Origin of the sequence: Pseudomonas rhizoryzae, assembly GCF_005250615.1 — a bacterium.
Taxonomy (GTDB): Bacteria; Pseudomonadota; Gammaproteobacteria; order Pseudomonadales; family Pseudomonadaceae; genus Chryseomonas; species Chryseomonas rhizoryzae.
In genome coordinates this window covers 303,756-319,759 of sequence record NZ_SULM01000008.1, presented here as the reverse complement: position 1 = coordinate 319,759, position 16,004 = coordinate 303,756, and the positions used below count along the sequence as shown (strand labels likewise).

Below are 16,004 nucleotides of genomic sequence, written 5' to 3'. Positions count from 1 at the left end.
GTGAGACAGCTGCTGCTGGCCGGGGCGCTCGCGCTGGCTAGCGGCCTGGCCCTGGCGGCACCCGCGCGCCTGACCATCGTCATCGACGATCTTGGCCAGAATGCGGCCCGGGATCGCCAGGTGCTGGAGTTACCGGCGCCGGTGGTCCTGGCGATCATTCCCGAGACCCAACACGCCAGCGAACTCGCTGCCCAGGCGCATCGCGCCGGCCGCACCGTGCTGTTGCACCTGCCCATGGACCCGGCCGGCGGTCCCTATGCCTGGCATCCGGAAATGTCGTCGGCGGAGCGCCTGCAACGCCTCGACCGCGCCCTGGAACGAGTGCCCGAGGCCGATGGGGTGAACAACCACGAAGGCAGCCGCATGACCGCCGACCGACCGGCCATGGCCGAGCTGATGCAGGTACTGCAGCAGCGCCACCTGCTGTTTCTCGACAGTCGCACCAGCGCCGCCACGGTAGCCGCGGCGGAAGCCCAGAAGATCGGCCTGGCCAGCGTCTCGCGCGATGTTTTCCTCGATAACGAGGCGACGCCCGCGGCGGTGGCCGCCCAACTCGCCGAGGGCGTGCGCCTGGCGCAGCGCCAGGGCAGCGCCGTGCTGATCGGTCATCCCTACCCGGCGACCCTGGCGGTGCTGGCGCAGCAACTGCCGCGCCTCAAGACCCAGGGCGTGGAGATCATCGACCTGCCGCAGATGATCGCCCTCCGCGCCAACCAGGCCATGCCCGCACATGGTCGCGACGGGCGCTATCGCTAGTGTGGTGTTTCAGAAGTTATCTACACAATTTTGGCGTCGCTTTTCGTCCCTGGGCGGCGTTGCCACTCCTCGCCATAGCCCTGCTATGACTCGTCCCGGCGCCTGGCCCAGGAACAAAAATCACTCGCCAATTCTTGCGCGAACTTCTGAAACACCACACTAGGGCGCAGCCGGCGTCAGAGGTAACGCTTGGTGATGCCGTCGACCACCCCTTCCTTGCGCATGGCGTCCAGCGCCTGTTGCAGGCGGGTTACCACCTCGTTGGGCGTATCCTTGTTCAGGGCCAGATAGAGGGATGCCTCGCGCAGACGCAATACGGTCTTCAACTGGGTGACACCGGCCTGCTTGGCCAGATAGCGGCCAACCGGGTCGGTGGTGGCCCAGAGATCCAATTGACCGTTCTGCAGCTTGGCCACGTTCTCCTGATCGCGCAGGGCGTTGATGGGCGCCAGCCCCTCGCTTTCGAGATAGCGGCTGACAGCATCGTTCTGGTAGGCGCCCACGCGGTATTTGGCCAGGTCCTTGATGCTGGCGAGCGTGATCGTACTGTTCTGCGGCGCCAGGACCACCCAGGAAGTCGGTGCCAGCGGACCGACCCATTTGAACAGGGCTTCGCGTTCCGGCGTGCGGGTGGTGGAGAAGATGCCGTAGTTGGCGTTCTCCAAGGTAAGGTTGTAGATCCGCTCCCAGGGAAAGCGCAACGACAGGTCGTAGGAAAGCTTGGCACGCTTGAACATCTCGCGCACCAGATCGGTACTGATACCCTCGATGGACGCATCCCGGGCGAAGTTCTTACCATCGACCGCCATGTTGTAAGGGGGGAAATTCTCGGTGAACAAGACCACTCGATAGTCCGCCGGTAACTCGGCTCGAGCCTGGGCCAGGCTCAGCATGCAACCCAGTAGTACGCCCGCGACACCCCACCCCGACTTGCGCATTGCTCCTCCCTTGGCCACTACCGGCCGACTACTAGGTTTCGAAACCGCCTCACAACGAAGTCCGCTCGTGACCCTCGACGCCCGGCAACCCGCCCGTTGGCGCGCCGAGCAGGCGTGCCTCAGCCCGCGCCTGCCCGCGCTACCGGACGATGGGTCCGGGCTTAGAGGTAGTTGTTGGTGATGCTATCGACCATGCCTTCCTGGCGCATGGCGTCCAGCGCCTGCTGCAAGCGGGTCACCACCTCGTCGGGAGTATCCTTGTTCAAGGCCAGGTACAGTTCGGACTCCTGGAAGCTCAGCAGGGTCTGGAGGTTGCTCACCCCCTCCTGCTTGGCCAGGTAGCGCGCCACCACGTCGGTGGTCGCCCAGACATCGATCTCGCCCTTCTGCAGCCGGGCGATGTTCTCTTGGTCGCGCAGCGCTTCGCTGGCGACGATGCCCTTGTCCTTGAGCATCTGGCTCACGGCGGAATTCTTGTAGGCGCCGACGCGCAGCTTGGCCGCGGCCGCCAGGTCAGGCACCTTGACGGTGCTGCCGGGCAGCGTCATGAACACCTTGCGCGTCTTGCCCAGCGGACCGACCCACTTGAACAGCGGCACCCGTGCGTCGGTACGGGAGACGGAGAAGAGTCCGTAGTTGGGGCTGTCCAGGGTCAGGTTGTAGATGCGATCCCAGGGAAAGCGCAGCGACAGGTTGTAGTCGATCTTCGCGCGCTTGAACATCTCGCGCACCAGATCGGCGCTAATGCCGTCGATGGACTCGTCACGGGCGAAGTTCTTGTCATCGATCGCCATGTTGAACGGCGGGAAATTCTCGGTCAGCAGTACGATCCGATAGCCGGGAGGCAACTCTGCCCGCGCCGTTCCCATCCCGAGCGCGCACCACAGCAATACCCACGCGAAACCCAATCCCGACTTGCGCATTTCCTCTCCTTGAGCGACCGCTCGATCCCGCGCCGACCCTATCTGGCCAACGTTACAGATAACGATTGAAGATGCGCTGAACGTCGCCCGCCTGACGCATCTCGTCGAGGGCTTTTTGCAGCTTCTGTACCACCTCGTCCGGGGTCTGGTTGTTCAACGCCAGATACAGCTCGCCGGTGTTGAAGCGCAACAGCGTCTTGAGTCCGGACACGTTCTCCTGGCGCGCCAGGTAACGCCCGGCCGGATCGCCCGTGGCCCAGACATCGATCTGCCCTTTGAGCAGGCGTTGCACGTTTTCCTGGTCGCGCAGCGCGAGGTCCGGCTGGAAACCCTGCTGGACGAGACTCTCGGCGATGGCATCGCCCTTATAGGCGCCGACTTTGAGCTGCTGCTGGCGCACATCGTCCAGGCTGCGCAGTTGCAGGTGGCTATCGGGACGGCCGAGCAACACCCAGTCATCCGGACCGATGGGGCCGACCCACTTGAACAGGGCTTCACGCTCGGGCAGGCGCGCGGTGACGAAGACGCCATGGTCGGGCTGATCCAGGGCCATGCCGTAGATCCGCTCCCAGGGAAACCTGAGGGTCAGGTTGTAGGGGATGCCAGCGCGCTGGCACATCTCGCGGACCATGTCGACCGCGATGCCCTTGAGATCGGCATCACGGGCGAAGTTCTTGCCGTCGACGGAGAAATTGTAGGGCGGGAAATTTTCGGTCAGCAGGGTGAGCTGATAGCCGTCTGGAAGATCGGCCCTTGCCGCTGTGGCTGACATCAGCAGCAAGCCAGCCAAGCAGCCCCAGAATCCCTTGCGCACGCCCTACTCCCAGCCGGCAGCGCCGGTGCTTAAGATTTTGTGGAGCGTATCACAATCCCTTTTTCGGCCAGGTACCGTTTGGCCTCGGGAATGGTGCATTCGCCGAAATGGAAGATGCTGGCAGCGAGCACGGCCGAGGCCTTGCCTTCGAGAATGCCATCGGCCAGGTGCTGCAGGTTGCCGACGCCGCCGGAGGCGATCACCGGAATCCCCACCGCCTCGCTCACCGCTCGGGTCACGCCCAGGTCGAAGCCATTCTTCATGCCGTCCTGGTCCATGCTGGTGAGCAGGATCTCACCGGCGCCCAGGCCTTCCATCTTCTGCGCCCAGGCCACGGCGTCGAGACCGGTGGGCTTGCGCCCGCCATGGGTGAAGATCTCCCAACGCGGTGCCTCACCGGGGCCACTGACGCGCTTGGCATCGATGGCCACCACGATGCACTGGGAGCCGAAGCGCGCCGCGGCTTCGCCAACGAACTCCGGGGTGAAGACCGCCGCGGTGTTGATCGAGACCTTGTCGGCCCCGGCATTGAGCAGGTTGCGGATGTCCTGCACGGTGCGCACGCCGCCGCCCACGGTCAGCGGGATGAACACCTGGCTGGCCATGCGCTCTACGGTGTGCAGGGTGGTGTCGCGACCCTGGTGGCTGGCGGTGATGTCGAGGAAGGTGATCTCGTCGGCGCCCTGCTCGTTGTAGCGGCGGGCGATCTCCACCGGGTCACCGGCATCGCGGATATTCTCGAACTTGACGCCCTTGACCACGCGGCCATTGTCCACGTCCAGGCAGGGGATGATGCGTTTCGCCAGCGCCATGTTTCTCTCCAGAAGACGAAGTCAGGTACGTTGCTGCAAGGTGGCGTGTTCCGCCAACTCAGCCTCGATGAATGCGGCGATCATCGCCCGGTAGACCTGCTCGACCACGACAGGTGGCGCGCCAGCCTCAGCGGCCAGCGCCTTTACCTTGGCGATGACCTGCTCCACTCGCTGTGGTGCTCGTACGGCAGCATCGTCCTTCTTGAAGCGTGCGGCTTGGCGAACATAGGCACCGCGCGCCGCCAGCAGTTGAACGATTTGTTGATCGAGTTCGTCGATCGCTCCGCGAACCTCATCCAGCGAAGAGCATTCGATCATCGTCGCGTCCTCAGACCTTGAAGTTGTCGCACAGCGCCTGGGCCTCGGCGACGTCGAGGGTACCCTCGTAGATCGCGCGGCCGGTGATGGCGCCGATGATGCCCGGGCTGCGGGCGTCGAGCAGGTTCTGGATATCGCCCAGGTTGTGGATGCCGCCGGAGGCGATCACCGGGATGCTGGTGGCTTCGGCCAGGGCGCGGGTGGCGGGCACGTTGCAGCCCTGCATCATGCCGTCGCGGGCGATGTCGGTGTAGACGATGGCGCTGACGCCGTCGGCCTCGAAGCGGCGGGCCAGGTCGGTGACCTGCAGCTCGCTGACCTCGGCCCAGCCGTCGGTGGCGACGAAGCCATCCTTGGCATCCAGGCCGACGATGACCTTTCCGGGGAAGGCGCGACAGGCTTCGGCGACGAATTCCGGCTGCTTGACCGCCTTGGTGCCGATGATCACGTAGCTGACGCCGGCGCGCACATAGTGCTCGATGGTCTCCAACGAACGGATGCCGCCGCCGATCTGGATCGGCAGGCCGGGATAGCGCCTGGCGATGGCGGTGACCACCTCGCCGTTGACCGGCTGGCCTTCGAAGGCGCCGTTGAGATCGACCAGGTGCAGCCGGCGGCAGCCGCCGTCGACCCACTGGGCGGCCATGGCCACGGGATCGTCGGAGAATACGGTGGAGTCTTCCATGCGCCCCTGGCGCAGGCGGACGCAGGCACCGTCCTTGAGGTCGATGGCGGGGATGATCAGCATGGCAATACCTTGGCTCTCGGGGTGAGGGCGATCTAGGGCTTTTCCAGCGCCCAGATGTCGCTTTCCAGGCTGTCGACACGCTCCCTGAGCAGGGTCTGCACGTCGGCAACCGCCTTGTTGTAGTACAGCGGCCCGCACTCGCGGGCGAAGAAATCCAGCAGTTCCTCGACTTCGAAGCGCCCGAGGCGGACCTCGAAGCTATCGTCCAGCAGGGTCTGCAGGGCCGTGACCAGGCGCTGGGTCTGCTCGGGCTCGAGCGTCACCAGCGGCGCGGACGGCTTGCGCGCCATTACCAGCGGCCGTCCCAGGCGAGGAAGTTGGCATAGAGCTGCAGACCGTAGTCGGCGCTCTTCTCGGGATGGAACTGGGTGGCGAAGCGCGAGCCGTCGGCCAGGGCGGCGGCGAAGTCCAGGCCGTAGTGGCCACGACCGACCACCTGGCGCGGATTGCCGGCCTCGACGTAGAAGCTGTGCACGAAATAGAAGCGGGCGCGATCAGGGATGCCGTGCCAGAGCGGATGGTCGAGCACGTGGCTGACCTCGTTCCAACCCATGTGCGGCACCTTGAGGGCCTCGCCCTCCTCCTGCATGCCGCCCGGGAAGCGCCGCACCGCGCCGGGGAACAGGCCGATGCAATCCACGCCGCCGTTCTCCTCGCTGCGCTGCATCAGCGCCTGCATGCCGACGCAGACGCCGAGGAAGGGCCGGTCCTGGCTGACTTCACGCACCAGCTCATCGATCCCCTGACGGCGGATCTCGGCCATGCAATCGCGGATGGCGCCGACGCCGGGCAGGACGATGCGGTCCGCCTCGCGGATCACCGCGGGATCGCCGGTCACCAGCACCTGATGGCTACCGGCGTGCTCCAGGGCCTTGGCCACGGAGTGCAGGTTGCCCATGCCGTAGTCGATGACGGCTACCGTCTGCATCACAGGCACCCCTTGGTGGACGGCATGACGCCGGCCATGCGCGGGTCTTCGCTGAGGGCCATGCGCAGGGCGCGGCCGAAGGCCTTGAATACCGTCTCGATCTGGTGGTGGCTGTTGACCCCACGCAGGTTGTCGATGTGCAGGGTCACCTGGGCGTGATTGGTGAAGCCCTGGAAGAATTCGAGGAACAGATCGACGTCCATGCGGCCCACGGTGGCGCGGGTGAAGGGCACGTTCCAGTGCAGGCCGGGACGCCCGGAGAAGTCGATGACCACGCGCGACAGGGCTTCGTCCAGCGGCACATAGGCATGGCCGTAGCGCTGGATGCCCTTCTTGTCGCCAACGGCCTTGGCGAAGGCCTGGCCGAGGGTGATGCCGATGTCTTCCACCGTGTGGTGATCGTCGATGTGCAGGTCGCCACGGCAGTGGATATCGAGGTCGATCAGGCCGTGACGGGCGATCTGGTCGAGCATGTGCTCGAGGAAGGGAACCCCGGTATCGAAGCGCGCCGCGCCGGTGCCGTCCAGATCCAGGGATACCTTGACCTGGGTTTCCAGGGTGTTGCGCTCGACGGTTGCCTTGCGTTCGGCCATAGCCTGCTCCGCGAAAATCGGTGGGCGAAAGGGCCGATATTATAGGCGTGCGAGGGCTGGATCGAAAGCGCGGCGGGACGAGGCGTCCCACCGCGAGGGGCGCCCTCGTCGGGCGCCCGCTGCCGCTTGGCTGAACGAGTGCTTAGCTGAAGAGCGCGGCGGTTTTCTGCAGGGTGATCCAGATACCCCAGGCCAGCGGGATACCCACGGCCAGCCAGGCCAGGATGGCCAGCGGCTTGGTCTTGGGATCGGCGCTCCACTCCAGCACCTGGGTGTTGCCGGCGCTGCTGTCATGGCTATTGGCACGCTCGACGGCGAGTTCGGCCTCGGTCATGAAGTGCTTGTCGGCCACCGGGCGCACCAGCAGGTTGCAGATGAAGCCCAGCACCAGCAGGCCGGCCAGGATGTACAGGGTGATGTCGTACACCTGGGCGCGGGGGATGCCCATGCCGAGCTGGTATTCGCGCAGGTAGTTGACCAGCACCGGACCGAAGACGCCGGCGGCGGCCCAGGCGGTGAGCAGGCGACCGTGGATGGCGCCGACCATCTGGGTGCCGAACAGGTCGGCGAGGTAGGCCGGCACGGTGGCGAAGCCGCCGCCGTACATGGACAGGATCAGGCAGAAGGCGAAGACGAACAGCGCCACGCTGCCCAGGTGACCGGTCCAGGGCACGATGGCATAGAGCACGAAGCCCAGGGTGAAGAAGACGAAGTAGGTCATCTTACGGCCGATGTAATCGGAGAAGGATGCCCAGAAGAAGCGACCACCGATGTTGAACAGGCTCAGCAGACCGGTGAAGCCGGCGGCGATGGCGGCGATCTGCTTGAGCTGATCGGCGCTCAGTTCACCATAGGTCAGCCCAGTGCCCAGCAGACGACCACCGAAGACTTCCTGCAGCAGCGGCGAGGCCATGCCGATGATGCCGATGCCGGCGGTGACGTTCAGGCACAGCACCGCCCAGACCAGCCAGAACTGCGGAATGCCCCAGATCTTGCTGACGTGCACGTGGCGATTGGTGATCATGGCGTTCTGCGCCTTCTTGGTCGAAGGCGTCCAGCCGGCGGGTTTCCAACCGGTCGGCGGCACGCGGTAGCTCAGGGCGCCGCTCATCATGAAGACGAAGTAGATCACCGCCATGACCAGGAAGGCCTGCCATACACCGACTTGGGTCGCCGAGGCGAAGTGGCGCATCAGCAGGTCAGCCAGGGGTGCACCCACCATGGCGCCGCCACCGAAGCCCATGATGGCCATGCCGGTCGCCATGCCGCGCTTGTCCGGGAACCACTTGATCAGGGTCGACACCGGCGAGATGTAGCCTAGACCCAGGCCGATACCGCCGATCACGCCGGAGCCGAGCCACAGCATCCAGATCTGGTGGGTATAGATGCCCAGGGCGGAAATCAGCAGACCGCCGCACCAGCACAGCGCCGAGACGACACCGGCCTTGCGCGGACCGGCATGCTCCAGCCAGCCGCCGAACAGGGCGGCCGAGCAGCCGAGGAAGATGAAGAACAGGGTATAGATCCAGCCGAGCTGGGAGATCTTCCAGTCGCAGGTGGCGCTGAAGATCTGCTCGAAGAAGCCTATGTCCACCGGACAGGCGACAGCGGCGGTGATGCCGACAGCCTTGGACAGCGGCAGCCAGAACACCGAGAAGCCGTAGGCCATGCCGATGCATAGATGGATGGCCAGGGCGGCCGGCGGTACCAGCCAGCGGTTGAAACCAGGGCGCGCGATGATGCGTTCCTTGGAGAGGAAAGCCGGTCGTGCCGAAACGGCGCCGCCAGCGGTCAGTGTAGTGCTCATGGGTTCAGCCCTTTTCTAGTGTGTAACGTTCGGGCCGGTGGACATTCCCTGCACGCTTCCCCGTAAACGAGTCAAAGAAACGGCGTCAACCGACCGAAGGTGCGCGACATTAAAACGCACCCCTGGCTAACTGCCACCCCTTCTCATTTACCAGGGTACGGGCGGTGCCAGACGTCCGACGAAACGGGCGACCACCACGGCTGTCACAGGCCCGACACCCCGGTGTCATCCGGGCCAGTCCAAGCCCTTATACTGGCCAGTCGCGCCATCGCCCGTCGGAACAGGAATTTCCTCGCCATGAAAGCTTTCGCCAAAGTGCTGGGTATCGTTCTCGTCGGCCTGCTGCTCCTGCTGGTCGCCGTAGGCTTCGCCCTCACCCACCTGGTCGATCCCAACGACTACAAGGACGAGATCCGTCAGCTGGCACGCGACAAGGCCAACGTCGACCTACAGCTCAAGGGCGACATCGGCTGGAGTCTGTTCCCCTGGCTGGGCGTCGAATTGCACGACGCCACCCTGGCCAGTGCCGCCACCCCGGATCGCCAGCTCGCCCAGGTGCAGCGCCTGATCCTCTCGGTGCGCCTGCTGCCCCTGCTGCTGCGCCGCGACCTGGAGATGAGCGACGTCAAGATCGACGGCCTGGACCTCACCGCCAGCCGCGATGACCAGGGCCGCAGCAACTGGGCGGAGATCGGCCGCCCCGCGCCCCAGCCCGGCCAGGCCGACGCCCCTGCGGCGGACACCCCCGCCGCGAACGAACCCGCGACAGGCCATCGCCAACCGCTCAAGCTCAACGTCGAAAGCCTGACGATCCGCAACTCGCGCATCGAATACAGCGACGCCCGCAGTGGCGCCCACTACGCCTTCGACGGCATCGACCTGCAGACCGGTGCCATCTACCCCGGCACGGCCATTCCGCTCAAGCTGGCCGGTACCGCCAGCACCACCCAGCCACCGGTGAATGCCACGGTGCAGCTCAGCGGTGAATTCCGCTACGATCCGGCCAGCCAGCAATACGCCCTGGACGGCCTGCAACTCACCGGCGATGCCACCGGCGAGCCCTTCAACGGCAAACTGGTCAACTATTCCGCCAGCGGCGAACTCGCCGTCGACCGCCGCGCCCAGACCGCCGAATGGACCAGCCTCAAGCTCACCGCCAACGACCTCAAGGCCCTGGGCGATCTCAAGCTCACCGGTCTCGAGACCGAGCCCCAACTGACCGGTGGTGTCTCCATCGCCCGCCTGGACCTGCGCGCCTTCCTCGACAGCATCGGCGTCGAATTGCCGGCCATGGCCGATGCCAAGACCCTGCAGCGCTTCGAGATGAACGCCCAGCTACAGGCCAGCCGCAATGCCCTGGTGCTGAACGACTTCAACTTCAACCTCGACGACAGCACCCTCAAGGGCCGCGTCGCCGTCGACGACATCGCCCGCCGCGCCCTGCGCGTCCAGCTCAGTGGCGACACCCTGGACCTGGATCGCTATCTGCCGGCCAAGACCGCCGCGGCCCGCCAGGCCAACGGTGCGCGCCAACAGGAAGTCGCCCAGGTCGACGCCAGCGCGGCCCAGGGCAACTCGCCGTTGCCGGAAGCCCCGACCCAGCACGCCTGGAGCCAGGAAAACCTGCTGCCGGTGGAGCGCCTGCGCAGCCTCGATGCCAATGTCGAGCTGAGCCTGCAACAGCTGACGCTGGACCATCTGCCCTTCGAGAACGCCAGCTTCAAGGCCACGGCCAACGATGGCCAGTTGCAACTCAGCGACCTGAGCGGCGAGCTGTTCGGTGGCAACTTCCAGGCCAATGGCACCCTCGACGTGCGCGGCGCCCAACCCCAGCTCAGCGTCAAGGAACGCATCAATGGCGTGCCGGTGGAGCGCATCCTGCAGGCCCAGGGCCAGAAGCCGCCGGTGGAAGGCCTGCTCGACCTGGACGCCGACCTGCGCAGCAGCGGCGCCAGCCAGCGCGCCCTGATCGACAATCTGGACGGTACCGCTCGCTTCGCCCTGCGCAATGGCCAGCTCATCGACGCCAACGTCGAAAGCCAGCTGTGCCAGGGCATCTCCCTGCTCAATCGCAAGCCACTGGAACTGCCCCACGGTGGCCAGAACACCCCGTTCCGCCAGTTGAGTGGCACCCTCAGCATCGTCAACGGCGTGGCGCGCAACCAGGACCTGCGCGTCAGCGTGCCGGGACTGGCGGTCAAGGGTGATGGCGACATCGACCTGCGGACCCTTGGCCTCGATTACCACCTGGGCATCACCGTCCAGGGCGACACCAACGCCGCCGCCGATCCGGGCTGCAAGGTCGGCGAACGCTATGCCGACATCGAGTGGCCACTGCAGTGCCGCGGTCCCCTGGAACTGGGCGCCAAGGCCTGCCGCCTGGACCGCCAGGCCATGGGCCAGATCATCGCCCAGGCCGCCGGCAATCGTCTGAACGAAAAAATCGAAGAGAAGCTCGGTGATAAGATCAGCCCCGACATTCAGAACGCCATCCGGGGACTGCTGCAACGCCGATGACTGACGACGCTTTCGGTACCGCCGTACTGGCCTGGTACGACCTGCACGGCCGCAAGGACCTGCCCTGGCAACAGGCCGTGACGCCCTATCGTGTCTGGGTCTCGGAGATCATGCTCCAGCAGACCCAGGTCGCCACCGTGCTGGGCTATTTCGACCGCTTCATGCAGGCGCTGCCCACGGTCGAGGCGCTGGCCGCCGCGCCCGAGGACGAGGTGCTGCACCTCTGGACCGGGCTCGGCTACTACAGTCGCGCGCGCAACCTGCACAAGGCCGCCAAGACCGTGGTCGAGCGCCACGGTGGTGAATTCCCCCGCAGCGTCGAAGCCCTGGCCGAGCTGCCCGGCATCGGCCGCTCCACCGCCGGAGCCATCGCCAGCCTGAGCATGAACATCCGCGCGCCCATCCTCGATGGCAACGTCAAGCGGGTGCTGGCGCGCTACACCGCTACCCCGGGTTATCCGGGCGAGCCGGCCGTGGCCCGGCGCCTGTGGGACGTGGCAGAGCGGCTGATGCCCCATGAGCGCGTCGGCCACTACACCCAGGCGATGATGGACCTGGGCGCCACCCTCTGTACCCGTAGCAAACCCAGCTGCCTGCTGTGCCCGGTCAAGCCCGGCTGCCGCGCCCACCTGCTGGGCCAGGAGACCGACTTTCCCGCATCCAAGCCACGCAAGACGCTGCCACAGCGGCACACCCTGATGCCGCTGTTCGTCAACGACGACAATGCCGTGCTCCTGCAGCGACGGCCTTCCACCGGCCTCTGGGGCGGCCTGTGGGGACCACCGGAAGTGGCCGACGTCACCGAATTCGAAGTCCTGGCCGAACGCCAGGGGCTGACCATCGACGAACGCCAGGCGCTGCCCGGCCTGGTGCATACCTTCAGCCACTTCCAGTTGGCCATCGAGCCCTGGCTGGTGCAGGTGGACCACCGCCGCCACGCCGTGGCCGAGGGCGACTGGCTTTGGTATAACCTCGCCTCCCCGCCGCGCCTGGGCCTCGCCGCCCCGGTGCAGAAACTGCTCAAGCGCGCCGCGCAGGCGCTCAAAGGAGAACCCGCATGACCCGCACCGTGATGTGCCGCAAGCACAAGCAGGAGCTGCCCGGCCTCGATCGTCCGCCCTACCCCGGCGCCAAGGGCGAAGACATCTACCAGCACGTCTCCAAGCAGGCCTGGGAAGAGTGGCAGAAACACCAGACCATGCTCATCAACGAGCGCCGGCTGAACATGATGAACGCCGAGGATCGCAAGTTCCTCCAGGCCGAGATGGACAAGTTCCTCTCCGGCGAAGACTACGCCCAAGCCGAAGGCTACGTACCCCCCAGCGCCTGACCCAACAGCTAAGCGCCCGAAAAATCTAAATTTTTTTGGGCTCGCTGTTGACACAAGGTCGAGAAACGCTTTTAATGCGCCCCGTTGCCCAGGTAGCTCAGTTGGTAGAGCAGGGGATTGAAAATCCCCGTGTCGGCGGTTCGATTCCGTCCCTGGGCACCAAAATATAGCTCCGTGGGTTCTGTTGAACCCCGGAGATCAGAAAAACCGGCCTAGGCCGGTTTTTTTGTGCCCGGAAAAAAGCATGACGGGCGCCCTGCGCGCGGTTGGTACTGCGGCCGCTCCCGCCTTCCCAGCGAAGCCTGACGGATGTCGACCGTCACCCAAAGGCTCGCCTTAGAGCCTCCACAGCCCCTCGTCTCCGTAAAAAATTTTGCCCAACCCTGCTTGACTCTCTACCCACTACAGACTTCGTAATAGCGTGGCATCACCCAACCGCCACCCTTTTCGGAGTCAGTACCATGACCACCTGCAGCGACAAGCATCACGCCAACCACAGCCACCAGCATGGGCCGAATTGCGGACACACCGCCATCGAGCACGACGGCCACGTCGATTATCTCCATGACGGCCACCTGCACCACATGCATGGCGATCACGTGGACGAGCACGTCATCGAAGTCAGCGCCACCAATCCCGACCAGTGCACCCATGGCCAGAGTTCCGGCCATGCAGCCGACCATGTCCACGGCCCGGACTGCGGCCATGAAGCCGTGCCCCATGGCGACCACGTCGACTACCTGGTGGATGGCCGCCTGCACCATGTCCACGACGGCCATTGCGACGATCATGGCCCGGTGACCCTGGCTAAGTAGCCTTCAGCCGATCGCTCAGCGGGCGCCCTTCCTTCTCGTCCCGGAAGGGCGCTGGATCGGCACAGCACCTAACGACGCTCGCGACCAACGATAGCCTGGCCGTTATCGATTCCTGGCCGTGCGGATGCCTGGGCTCAGGTCGCCGCCTCGAAGTGAATCGCCAGCCAGACGCTGGCAACCGCGGGATCGGTAAAGGTCACCCAGTGCTCGGTATGCGCCGGGATGAACAGCGTGTCGCCCGGCTGCAAGGCCACCTCGCGCCCCTCCAGGGCCACCCGCGCGGCCCCTTTGAGCAACACGACCCATTCGTCGTGCGCCTGCCGATAGGGCTCGTGGGCCGGGGTGGACTGTCCCTGGGAAACGATGCGCTCGATCCGGCATCCGGGCCTACTGAGCAAAGGTGTGAATACCTCCGCAAGAGCGGCGTCGGGCAGGTCGTTAAACAGATTGATCATGACGTTTTTCCAGAAGCCGCGGCGGCCGTTCGCGCTATGGTCAGCAAGGCTGCTCCAGTCGTGCCGCCTGCTCAAGTCCCGGATGAATCCGCTCATCACCTCATGAGCCTTCACGATGACCGCAAAGACGCTGGCAATTGCCGTAAAGAGTGGGAACGGCCCGACCTTTTCATCGCATCGTCACCTCATGAGCCGCCTTTTCGGCGATGATCCGGAACACGATTGGCAAGCGGCCTTCACTGCCGCGCCGCCAGGGTCGCTTCGCACCTTCACCGCGGGCGCGACCCCTCTTCTGCTCTCAGCGCACGGAGGCGCTTACCCGATGCCCATTCGCTTGCTCCCCCTTGCCGATCAAAGTGGCGTCCTGCCCCAGGCGATGCTCGACCCCTCCCTGGCCACCCCTACGCAGCCTGCCGTCCCGCTCTGGCTGTCGCTGCTCAGTGGTATCAGCCTGTGGCTGAATCGGCTCTTTCTCGGCCTGGTCATGGCGCTGGTCGGCTTTACCCTCTGGCAGTGGTGGCAGGGATGAAACGACGCCTGGATCAACTGGAGCTGGCGATCCTGATGTGCGGCATCGGCCTCCTGGCGCTGGCCCTCATATTGGCGGTGGGCATGCAGGGTCTGGACTGGGGCTGAGCGGACCCGGCGGAGTCTTACCAGACCTTTACCTGGCCTGACGCCCGCTGACAGCCAAAGGTGTTTCATGGTGACGCGGCCCATCGAGCGCCGCGAGGAGAGCACCATGGCATCGCAAGCGTCCCTGATCCTGCTGTTGACCGCCGCCCTGACCGCCAGCAGCCTGGCAGCGGCCCACGAGCTGCCGGGCGACGGTCCGGCGCAACGCTGGACCATCGGCGCCGAGGCGGGCCCCGACGCGGCCGATTTCAGGCCGGTGGGCGAGTACCGACGGCATCACCGGTACCACCCCTACTACCGTAGGGATCGCTACCCCTACAGCTACTATCGCCCCTATCCACAGCAGGAATACGTCGCGCCCCATTGGCGTCCGCTCCCACCCGGGCATTATGCCCCGCCGCCTGGTTACGAGACGCGCCCCTATTACGGTCCGCCCCGGCATTGGTGAACTGCTTGGCATAGCCGGACTCGAATGGTGGCCTTTTGCGATGAGTAGCACAGGCAACTATTTGCCAGGGGAGCAGAATGCCATCACCCACTAGGGCTTTCAGGGCGCCGCCAACATGTATGAGAGAGACGATGTAATCTGCATGGCCTGCCTTGCAACCATGGCTGCGGCCTTTACCGGCTTCATCATGGTGATGGCACTGGTCTGATCGCCAGACAAACGAAACCCCGCCGCGGCGGGGTTTCGTAGGCGGTATGGCGCGATCCTAGATAGGACGACTGCCATATTTGCTATCGGGCTTCTTGGGCGGATCGGCAACCACATTGGCATCGATTTCCTGCACCTTGCCACCGCGCGCCAGGAACTCCTGCATGGCCTTTTCCAAGGCGTCCCGCTCGCGCTGCTTGGCCTCGACGGAAGGCAGCTCCTCGGGCTCCGCTTCCCGCTTCTTCTTCGCCTTGCTGGTGGACGCCGGCGTCTCGCCGTCGCCACTGTCCTCGGCTTCGGCGTCTTCGGTCGCCGCGGCGAATTCTTCGTTATCGCCCTCGTCTTCCTCCGCCCCCGTCTCCAGGTCGTCCTGCTCGAGATCTTCGTCGCTCATAAACCGCCTCCAAACACATTGGTAAAATCGGGCCGCGCGTTTTGACGCGACCTCCAAAGAAAAATTCCTGGCTATTCGCCTTGCAGCGTCGCGATCACGCGACGTGCGCCGCCCTGGTCGCGGTGCTCACCCAGATAGATGCCCTGCCAGGTCCCCAGGGCCAGCCGCCCCTGCTGGATCGGCAGGCTCAGGCTGCAGCCGAGCAGGCTGCTCTTGAAATGCGCGGGCAGGTCATCCGGCCCTTCGTAGTCATGCTCATAACCACCCTGGCCCTGGGGCACCAGTTGGTTGAAGAACCGCTCGAAGTCGCGCCGTACCGCCCCATCGGCATTCTCGTTGATGGTCAGGGACGCCGAGGTGTGCTGCAACCACAGGTGCAGCAGTCCGATCCGGCACTGCCCCAGCTCCGGCAGCTGCTCCACCACCTCATCGGTAATCAAATGGAAGCCGCGCGCCCGCGCGCGCAGGGAAAAGGTTCGCTGCAGCCACATGAACAACCCCCGCCGACTGACTGGGCGCGCATTCTAGCGCGACGATCGGAAAAGCAAAGCGGTGAATGCACACC

General features: G+C 65.1%; 20 protein-coding genes and 1 tRNA gene. 8 read left to right on the top strand and 13 right to left on the bottom strand.

Features of this window, described 5'->3' with window-relative positions; genetic code table 11:
* A complete protein-coding gene (locus tag FAZ11_RS15500) occupies positions 1 to 756 on the top strand; it encodes a divergent polysaccharide deacetylase family protein (protein ID WP_420849679.1) in 756 nt (251 codons plus the stop codon).
* Between the two features lie 176 nt (positions 757 to 932).
* On the opposite strand, the gene FAZ11_RS15495 is transcribed toward FAZ11_RS15500, so the two are convergent.
* The 10 genes from FAZ11_RS15495 to FAZ11_RS15450 all read right to left on the bottom strand — a co-directional run bounded on the left by FAZ11_RS15495 (position 933) and on the right by FAZ11_RS15450 (position 8,637).
* Positions 933 to 1,694, bottom strand: coding sequence for a substrate-binding periplasmic protein (locus tag FAZ11_RS15495; RefSeq protein WP_137279405.1), 762 nt, complete (start codon positions 1,692 to 1,694; stop codon positions 933 to 935).
* Positions 1,695 to 1,855: 161 nt separating this feature from the next.
* Positions 1,856 to 2,617 carry a substrate-binding periplasmic protein gene (locus FAZ11_RS15490; RefSeq protein ID WP_058761458.1) on the bottom strand — a complete coding sequence of 254 codons (762 nt, stop codon included), beginning with the start codon at positions 2,615 to 2,617 and terminating at the stop codon, positions 1,856 to 1,858.
* A 52-nt stretch (positions 2,618 to 2,669) separates the two neighbouring features.
* The gene (locus tag FAZ11_RS15485; RefSeq protein ID WP_137279421.1) at positions 2,670 to 3,389 is read right to left on the bottom strand and encodes a substrate-binding periplasmic protein; all 720 of its coding nucleotides are present in this window, start codon (positions 3,387 to 3,389) and stop codon (positions 2,670 to 2,672) included.
* A gap of 71 nt (positions 3,390 to 3,460) precedes the next feature.
* Positions 3,461 to 4,243 carry an imidazole glycerol phosphate synthase subunit HisF gene (gene hisF / locus FAZ11_RS15480; RefSeq protein WP_058761457.1) on the bottom strand — a complete coding sequence of 261 codons (783 nt, stop codon included), beginning with the start codon at positions 4,241 to 4,243 and terminating at the stop codon, positions 3,461 to 3,463.
* Between the two features lie 21 nt (positions 4,244 to 4,264).
* Positions 4,265 to 4,561, bottom strand: coding sequence for a chorismate mutase (locus FAZ11_RS15475; RefSeq protein ID WP_058779567.1), 297 nt, complete (start codon positions 4,559 to 4,561; stop codon positions 4,265 to 4,267).
* 10 nt (positions 4,562 to 4,571) lie between these two features.
* Positions 4,572 to 5,309 carry a 1-(5-phosphoribosyl)-5-[(5-phosphoribosylamino)methylideneamino]imidazole-4-carboxamide isomerase gene (gene hisA, locus FAZ11_RS15470; RefSeq protein WP_007159787.1) on the bottom strand — a complete coding sequence of 246 codons (738 nt, stop codon included), beginning with the start codon at positions 5,307 to 5,309 and terminating at the stop codon, positions 4,572 to 4,574.
* Between the two features lie 32 nt (positions 5,310 to 5,341).
* Complete coding sequence (locus FAZ11_RS15465; RefSeq protein WP_058761456.1) at positions 5,342 to 5,599, bottom strand: DUF2164 domain-containing protein; 258 nt, start codon at positions 5,597 to 5,599, stop codon at positions 5,342 to 5,344.
* Positions 5,599 to 6,237 (bottom strand): imidazole glycerol phosphate synthase subunit HisH, encoded by a 639-nt coding sequence (gene hisH, locus FAZ11_RS15460; protein WP_137279406.1) that lies wholly within the window; start codon positions 6,235 to 6,237, stop codon positions 5,599 to 5,601. Before hisH ends, FAZ11_RS15465 begins: the two co-directional genes overlap by 1 nt.
* Positions 6,237 to 6,830, bottom strand: a complete 594-nt coding sequence (gene hisB / locus FAZ11_RS15455; RefSeq protein WP_058761454.1) for an imidazoleglycerol-phosphate dehydratase HisB — start codon at positions 6,828 to 6,830, stop codon at positions 6,237 to 6,239. The genes hisH and hisB overlap by 1 nt, the downstream gene beginning before the upstream one ends.
* 142 nt (positions 6,831 to 6,972) lie before the next feature.
* A complete protein-coding gene (locus FAZ11_RS15450; RefSeq protein WP_137279407.1) occupies positions 6,973 to 8,637 on the bottom strand; it encodes an OFA family MFS transporter in 1,665 nt (554 codons plus the stop codon).
* A gap of 297 nt (positions 8,638 to 8,934) precedes the next feature.
* Between FAZ11_RS15450 and FAZ11_RS15445 the strand changes: the two genes are divergently transcribed.
* The 5 genes from FAZ11_RS15445 to FAZ11_RS15425 all read left to right on the top strand — a co-directional run bounded on the left by FAZ11_RS15445 (position 8,935) and on the right by FAZ11_RS15425 (position 13,299).
* Complete coding sequence (locus FAZ11_RS15445; protein ID WP_058772185.1) at positions 8,935 to 11,154, top strand: AsmA family protein; 2,220 nt, start codon at positions 8,935 to 8,937, stop codon at positions 11,152 to 11,154.
* Positions 11,151 to 12,215 carry an A/G-specific adenine glycosylase gene (mutY, locus tag FAZ11_RS15440; protein WP_058772186.1) on the top strand — a complete coding sequence of 355 codons (1,065 nt, stop codon included), beginning with the start codon at positions 11,151 to 11,153 and terminating at the stop codon, positions 12,213 to 12,215. Before FAZ11_RS15445 ends, mutY begins: the two co-directional genes overlap by 4 nt.
* Positions 12,212 to 12,484, top strand: a complete 273-nt coding sequence (locus tag FAZ11_RS15435) for an oxidative damage protection protein (RefSeq protein ID WP_058768518.1) — start codon at positions 12,212 to 12,214, stop codon at positions 12,482 to 12,484. Before mutY ends, FAZ11_RS15435 begins: the two co-directional genes overlap by 4 nt.
* A gap of 86 nt (positions 12,485 to 12,570) precedes the next feature.
* Positions 12,571 to 12,646, top strand: a tRNA-Phe gene (locus tag FAZ11_RS15430).
* 299 nt (positions 12,647 to 12,945) lie between these two features.
* Positions 12,946 to 13,299, top strand: coding sequence for a hypothetical protein (locus FAZ11_RS15425; protein WP_058761449.1), 354 nt, complete (start codon positions 12,946 to 12,948; stop codon positions 13,297 to 13,299).
* Between the two features lie 134 nt (positions 13,300 to 13,433).
* Here FAZ11_RS15425 and FAZ11_RS15420 read toward each other — a convergent pair whose 3' ends face one another.
* The gene (locus tag FAZ11_RS15420; RefSeq protein ID WP_240043608.1) at positions 13,434 to 13,850 is read right to left on the bottom strand and encodes a cupin domain-containing protein; all 417 of its coding nucleotides are present in this window, start codon (positions 13,848 to 13,850) and stop codon (positions 13,434 to 13,436) included.
* Between the two features lie 226 nt (positions 13,851 to 14,076).
* Between FAZ11_RS15420 and FAZ11_RS15415 the strand changes: the two genes are divergently transcribed.
* Together FAZ11_RS15415 and FAZ11_RS15410 are read left to right on the top strand one after the other, a co-directional pair.
* Entirely contained in the window at positions 14,077 to 14,283 is a 207-nt protein-coding gene (locus FAZ11_RS15415) for a hypothetical protein (RefSeq protein WP_137279408.1), read from the top strand.
* A 213-nt stretch (positions 14,284 to 14,496) separates the two neighbouring features.
* Entirely contained in the window at positions 14,497 to 14,838 is a 342-nt protein-coding gene (locus FAZ11_RS15410) for a hypothetical protein (protein ID WP_058772220.1), read from the top strand.
* Positions 14,839 to 15,103: 265 nt separating this feature from the next.
* Here FAZ11_RS15410 and sutA read toward each other — a convergent pair whose 3' ends face one another.
* Positions 15,104 to 15,439 carry a transcriptional regulator SutA gene (sutA, locus tag FAZ11_RS15405; RefSeq protein WP_058772194.1) on the bottom strand — a complete coding sequence of 112 codons (336 nt, stop codon included), beginning with the start codon at positions 15,437 to 15,439 and terminating at the stop codon, positions 15,104 to 15,106.
* 71 nt (positions 15,440 to 15,510) lie between these two features.
* Positions 15,511 to 15,930, bottom strand: a complete 420-nt coding sequence (locus tag FAZ11_RS15400; RefSeq protein WP_058761445.1) for a secondary thiamine-phosphate synthase enzyme YjbQ — start codon at positions 15,928 to 15,930, stop codon at positions 15,511 to 15,513.
* Positions 15,931 to 16,004: the final 74 nt, after the last annotated feature.

What these genes read in the sequence shown, in the direction of transcription:
- FAZ11_RS15490 (WP_058761458.1), bottom strand. Translation starts at nt 2,617, where the DNA reads ATGCGCAAGTCGGGATTGGGTTTCGCGTGGGTATTGCTGTGGTGCGCG.
- hisH (WP_137279406.1), bottom strand. Translation starts at nt 6,237, where the DNA reads ATGCAGACGGTAGCCGTCATCGACTACGGCATGGGCAACCTGCACTCC.
- FAZ11_RS15425 (WP_058761449.1), top strand. Translation starts at nt 12,946, where the DNA reads ATGACCACCTGCAGCGACAAGCATCACGCCAACCACAGCCACCAGCAT.
- FAZ11_RS15485 (WP_137279421.1), bottom strand. Translation starts at nt 3,389, where the DNA reads ATGTCAGCCACAGCGGCAAGGGCCGATCTTCCAGACGGCTATCAGCTC.
- FAZ11_RS15400 (WP_058761445.1), bottom strand. Translation starts at nt 15,930, where the DNA reads ATGTGGCTGCAGCGAACCTTTTCCCTGCGCGCGCGGGCGCGCGGCTTC.
- FAZ11_RS15435 (WP_058768518.1), top strand. Translation starts at nt 12,212, where the DNA reads ATGACCCGCACCGTGATGTGCCGCAAGCACAAGCAGGAGCTGCCCGGC.
- FAZ11_RS15445 (WP_058772185.1), top strand. Translation starts at nt 8,935, where the DNA reads ATGAAAGCTTTCGCCAAAGTGCTGGGTATCGTTCTCGTCGGCCTGCTG.
- FAZ11_RS15415 (WP_137279408.1), top strand. Translation starts at nt 14,077, where the DNA reads ATGCCCATTCGCTTGCTCCCCCTTGCCGATCAAAGTGGCGTCCTGCCC.
- FAZ11_RS15450 (WP_137279407.1), bottom strand. Translation starts at nt 8,637, where the DNA reads ATGAGCACTACACTGACCGCTGGCGGCGCCGTTTCGGCACGACCGGCT.
- FAZ11_RS15465 (WP_058761456.1), bottom strand. Translation starts at nt 5,599, where the DNA reads ATGGCGCGCAAGCCGTCCGCGCCGCTGGTGACGCTCGAGCCCGAGCAG.
- hisB (WP_058761454.1), bottom strand. Translation starts at nt 6,830, where the DNA reads ATGGCCGAACGCAAGGCAACCGTCGAGCGCAACACCCTGGAAACCCAG.
- FAZ11_RS15495 (WP_137279405.1), bottom strand. Translation starts at nt 1,694, where the DNA reads ATGCGCAAGTCGGGGTGGGGTGTCGCGGGCGTACTACTGGGTTGCATG.
- sutA (WP_058772194.1), bottom strand. Translation starts at nt 15,439, where the DNA reads ATGAGCGACGAAGATCTCGAGCAGGACGACCTGGAGACGGGGGCGGAG.
- FAZ11_RS15475 (WP_058779567.1), bottom strand. Translation starts at nt 4,561, where the DNA reads ATGATCGAATGCTCTTCGCTGGATGAGGTTCGCGGAGCGATCGACGAA.
- hisF (WP_058761457.1), bottom strand. Translation starts at nt 4,243, where the DNA reads ATGGCGCTGGCGAAACGCATCATCCCCTGCCTGGACGTGGACAATGGC.
- FAZ11_RS15420 (WP_240043608.1), bottom strand. Translation starts at nt 13,850, where the DNA reads ATGAGCGGATTCATCCGGGACTTGAGCAGGCGGCACGACTGGAGCAGC.
- hisA (WP_007159787.1), bottom strand. Translation starts at nt 5,309, where the DNA reads ATGCTGATCATCCCCGCCATCGACCTCAAGGACGGTGCCTGCGTCCGC.
- mutY (WP_058772186.1), top strand. Translation starts at nt 11,151, where the DNA reads ATGACTGACGACGCTTTCGGTACCGCCGTACTGGCCTGGTACGACCTG.
- FAZ11_RS15410 (WP_058772220.1), top strand. Translation starts at nt 14,497, where the DNA reads ATGGCATCGCAAGCGTCCCTGATCCTGCTGTTGACCGCCGCCCTGACC.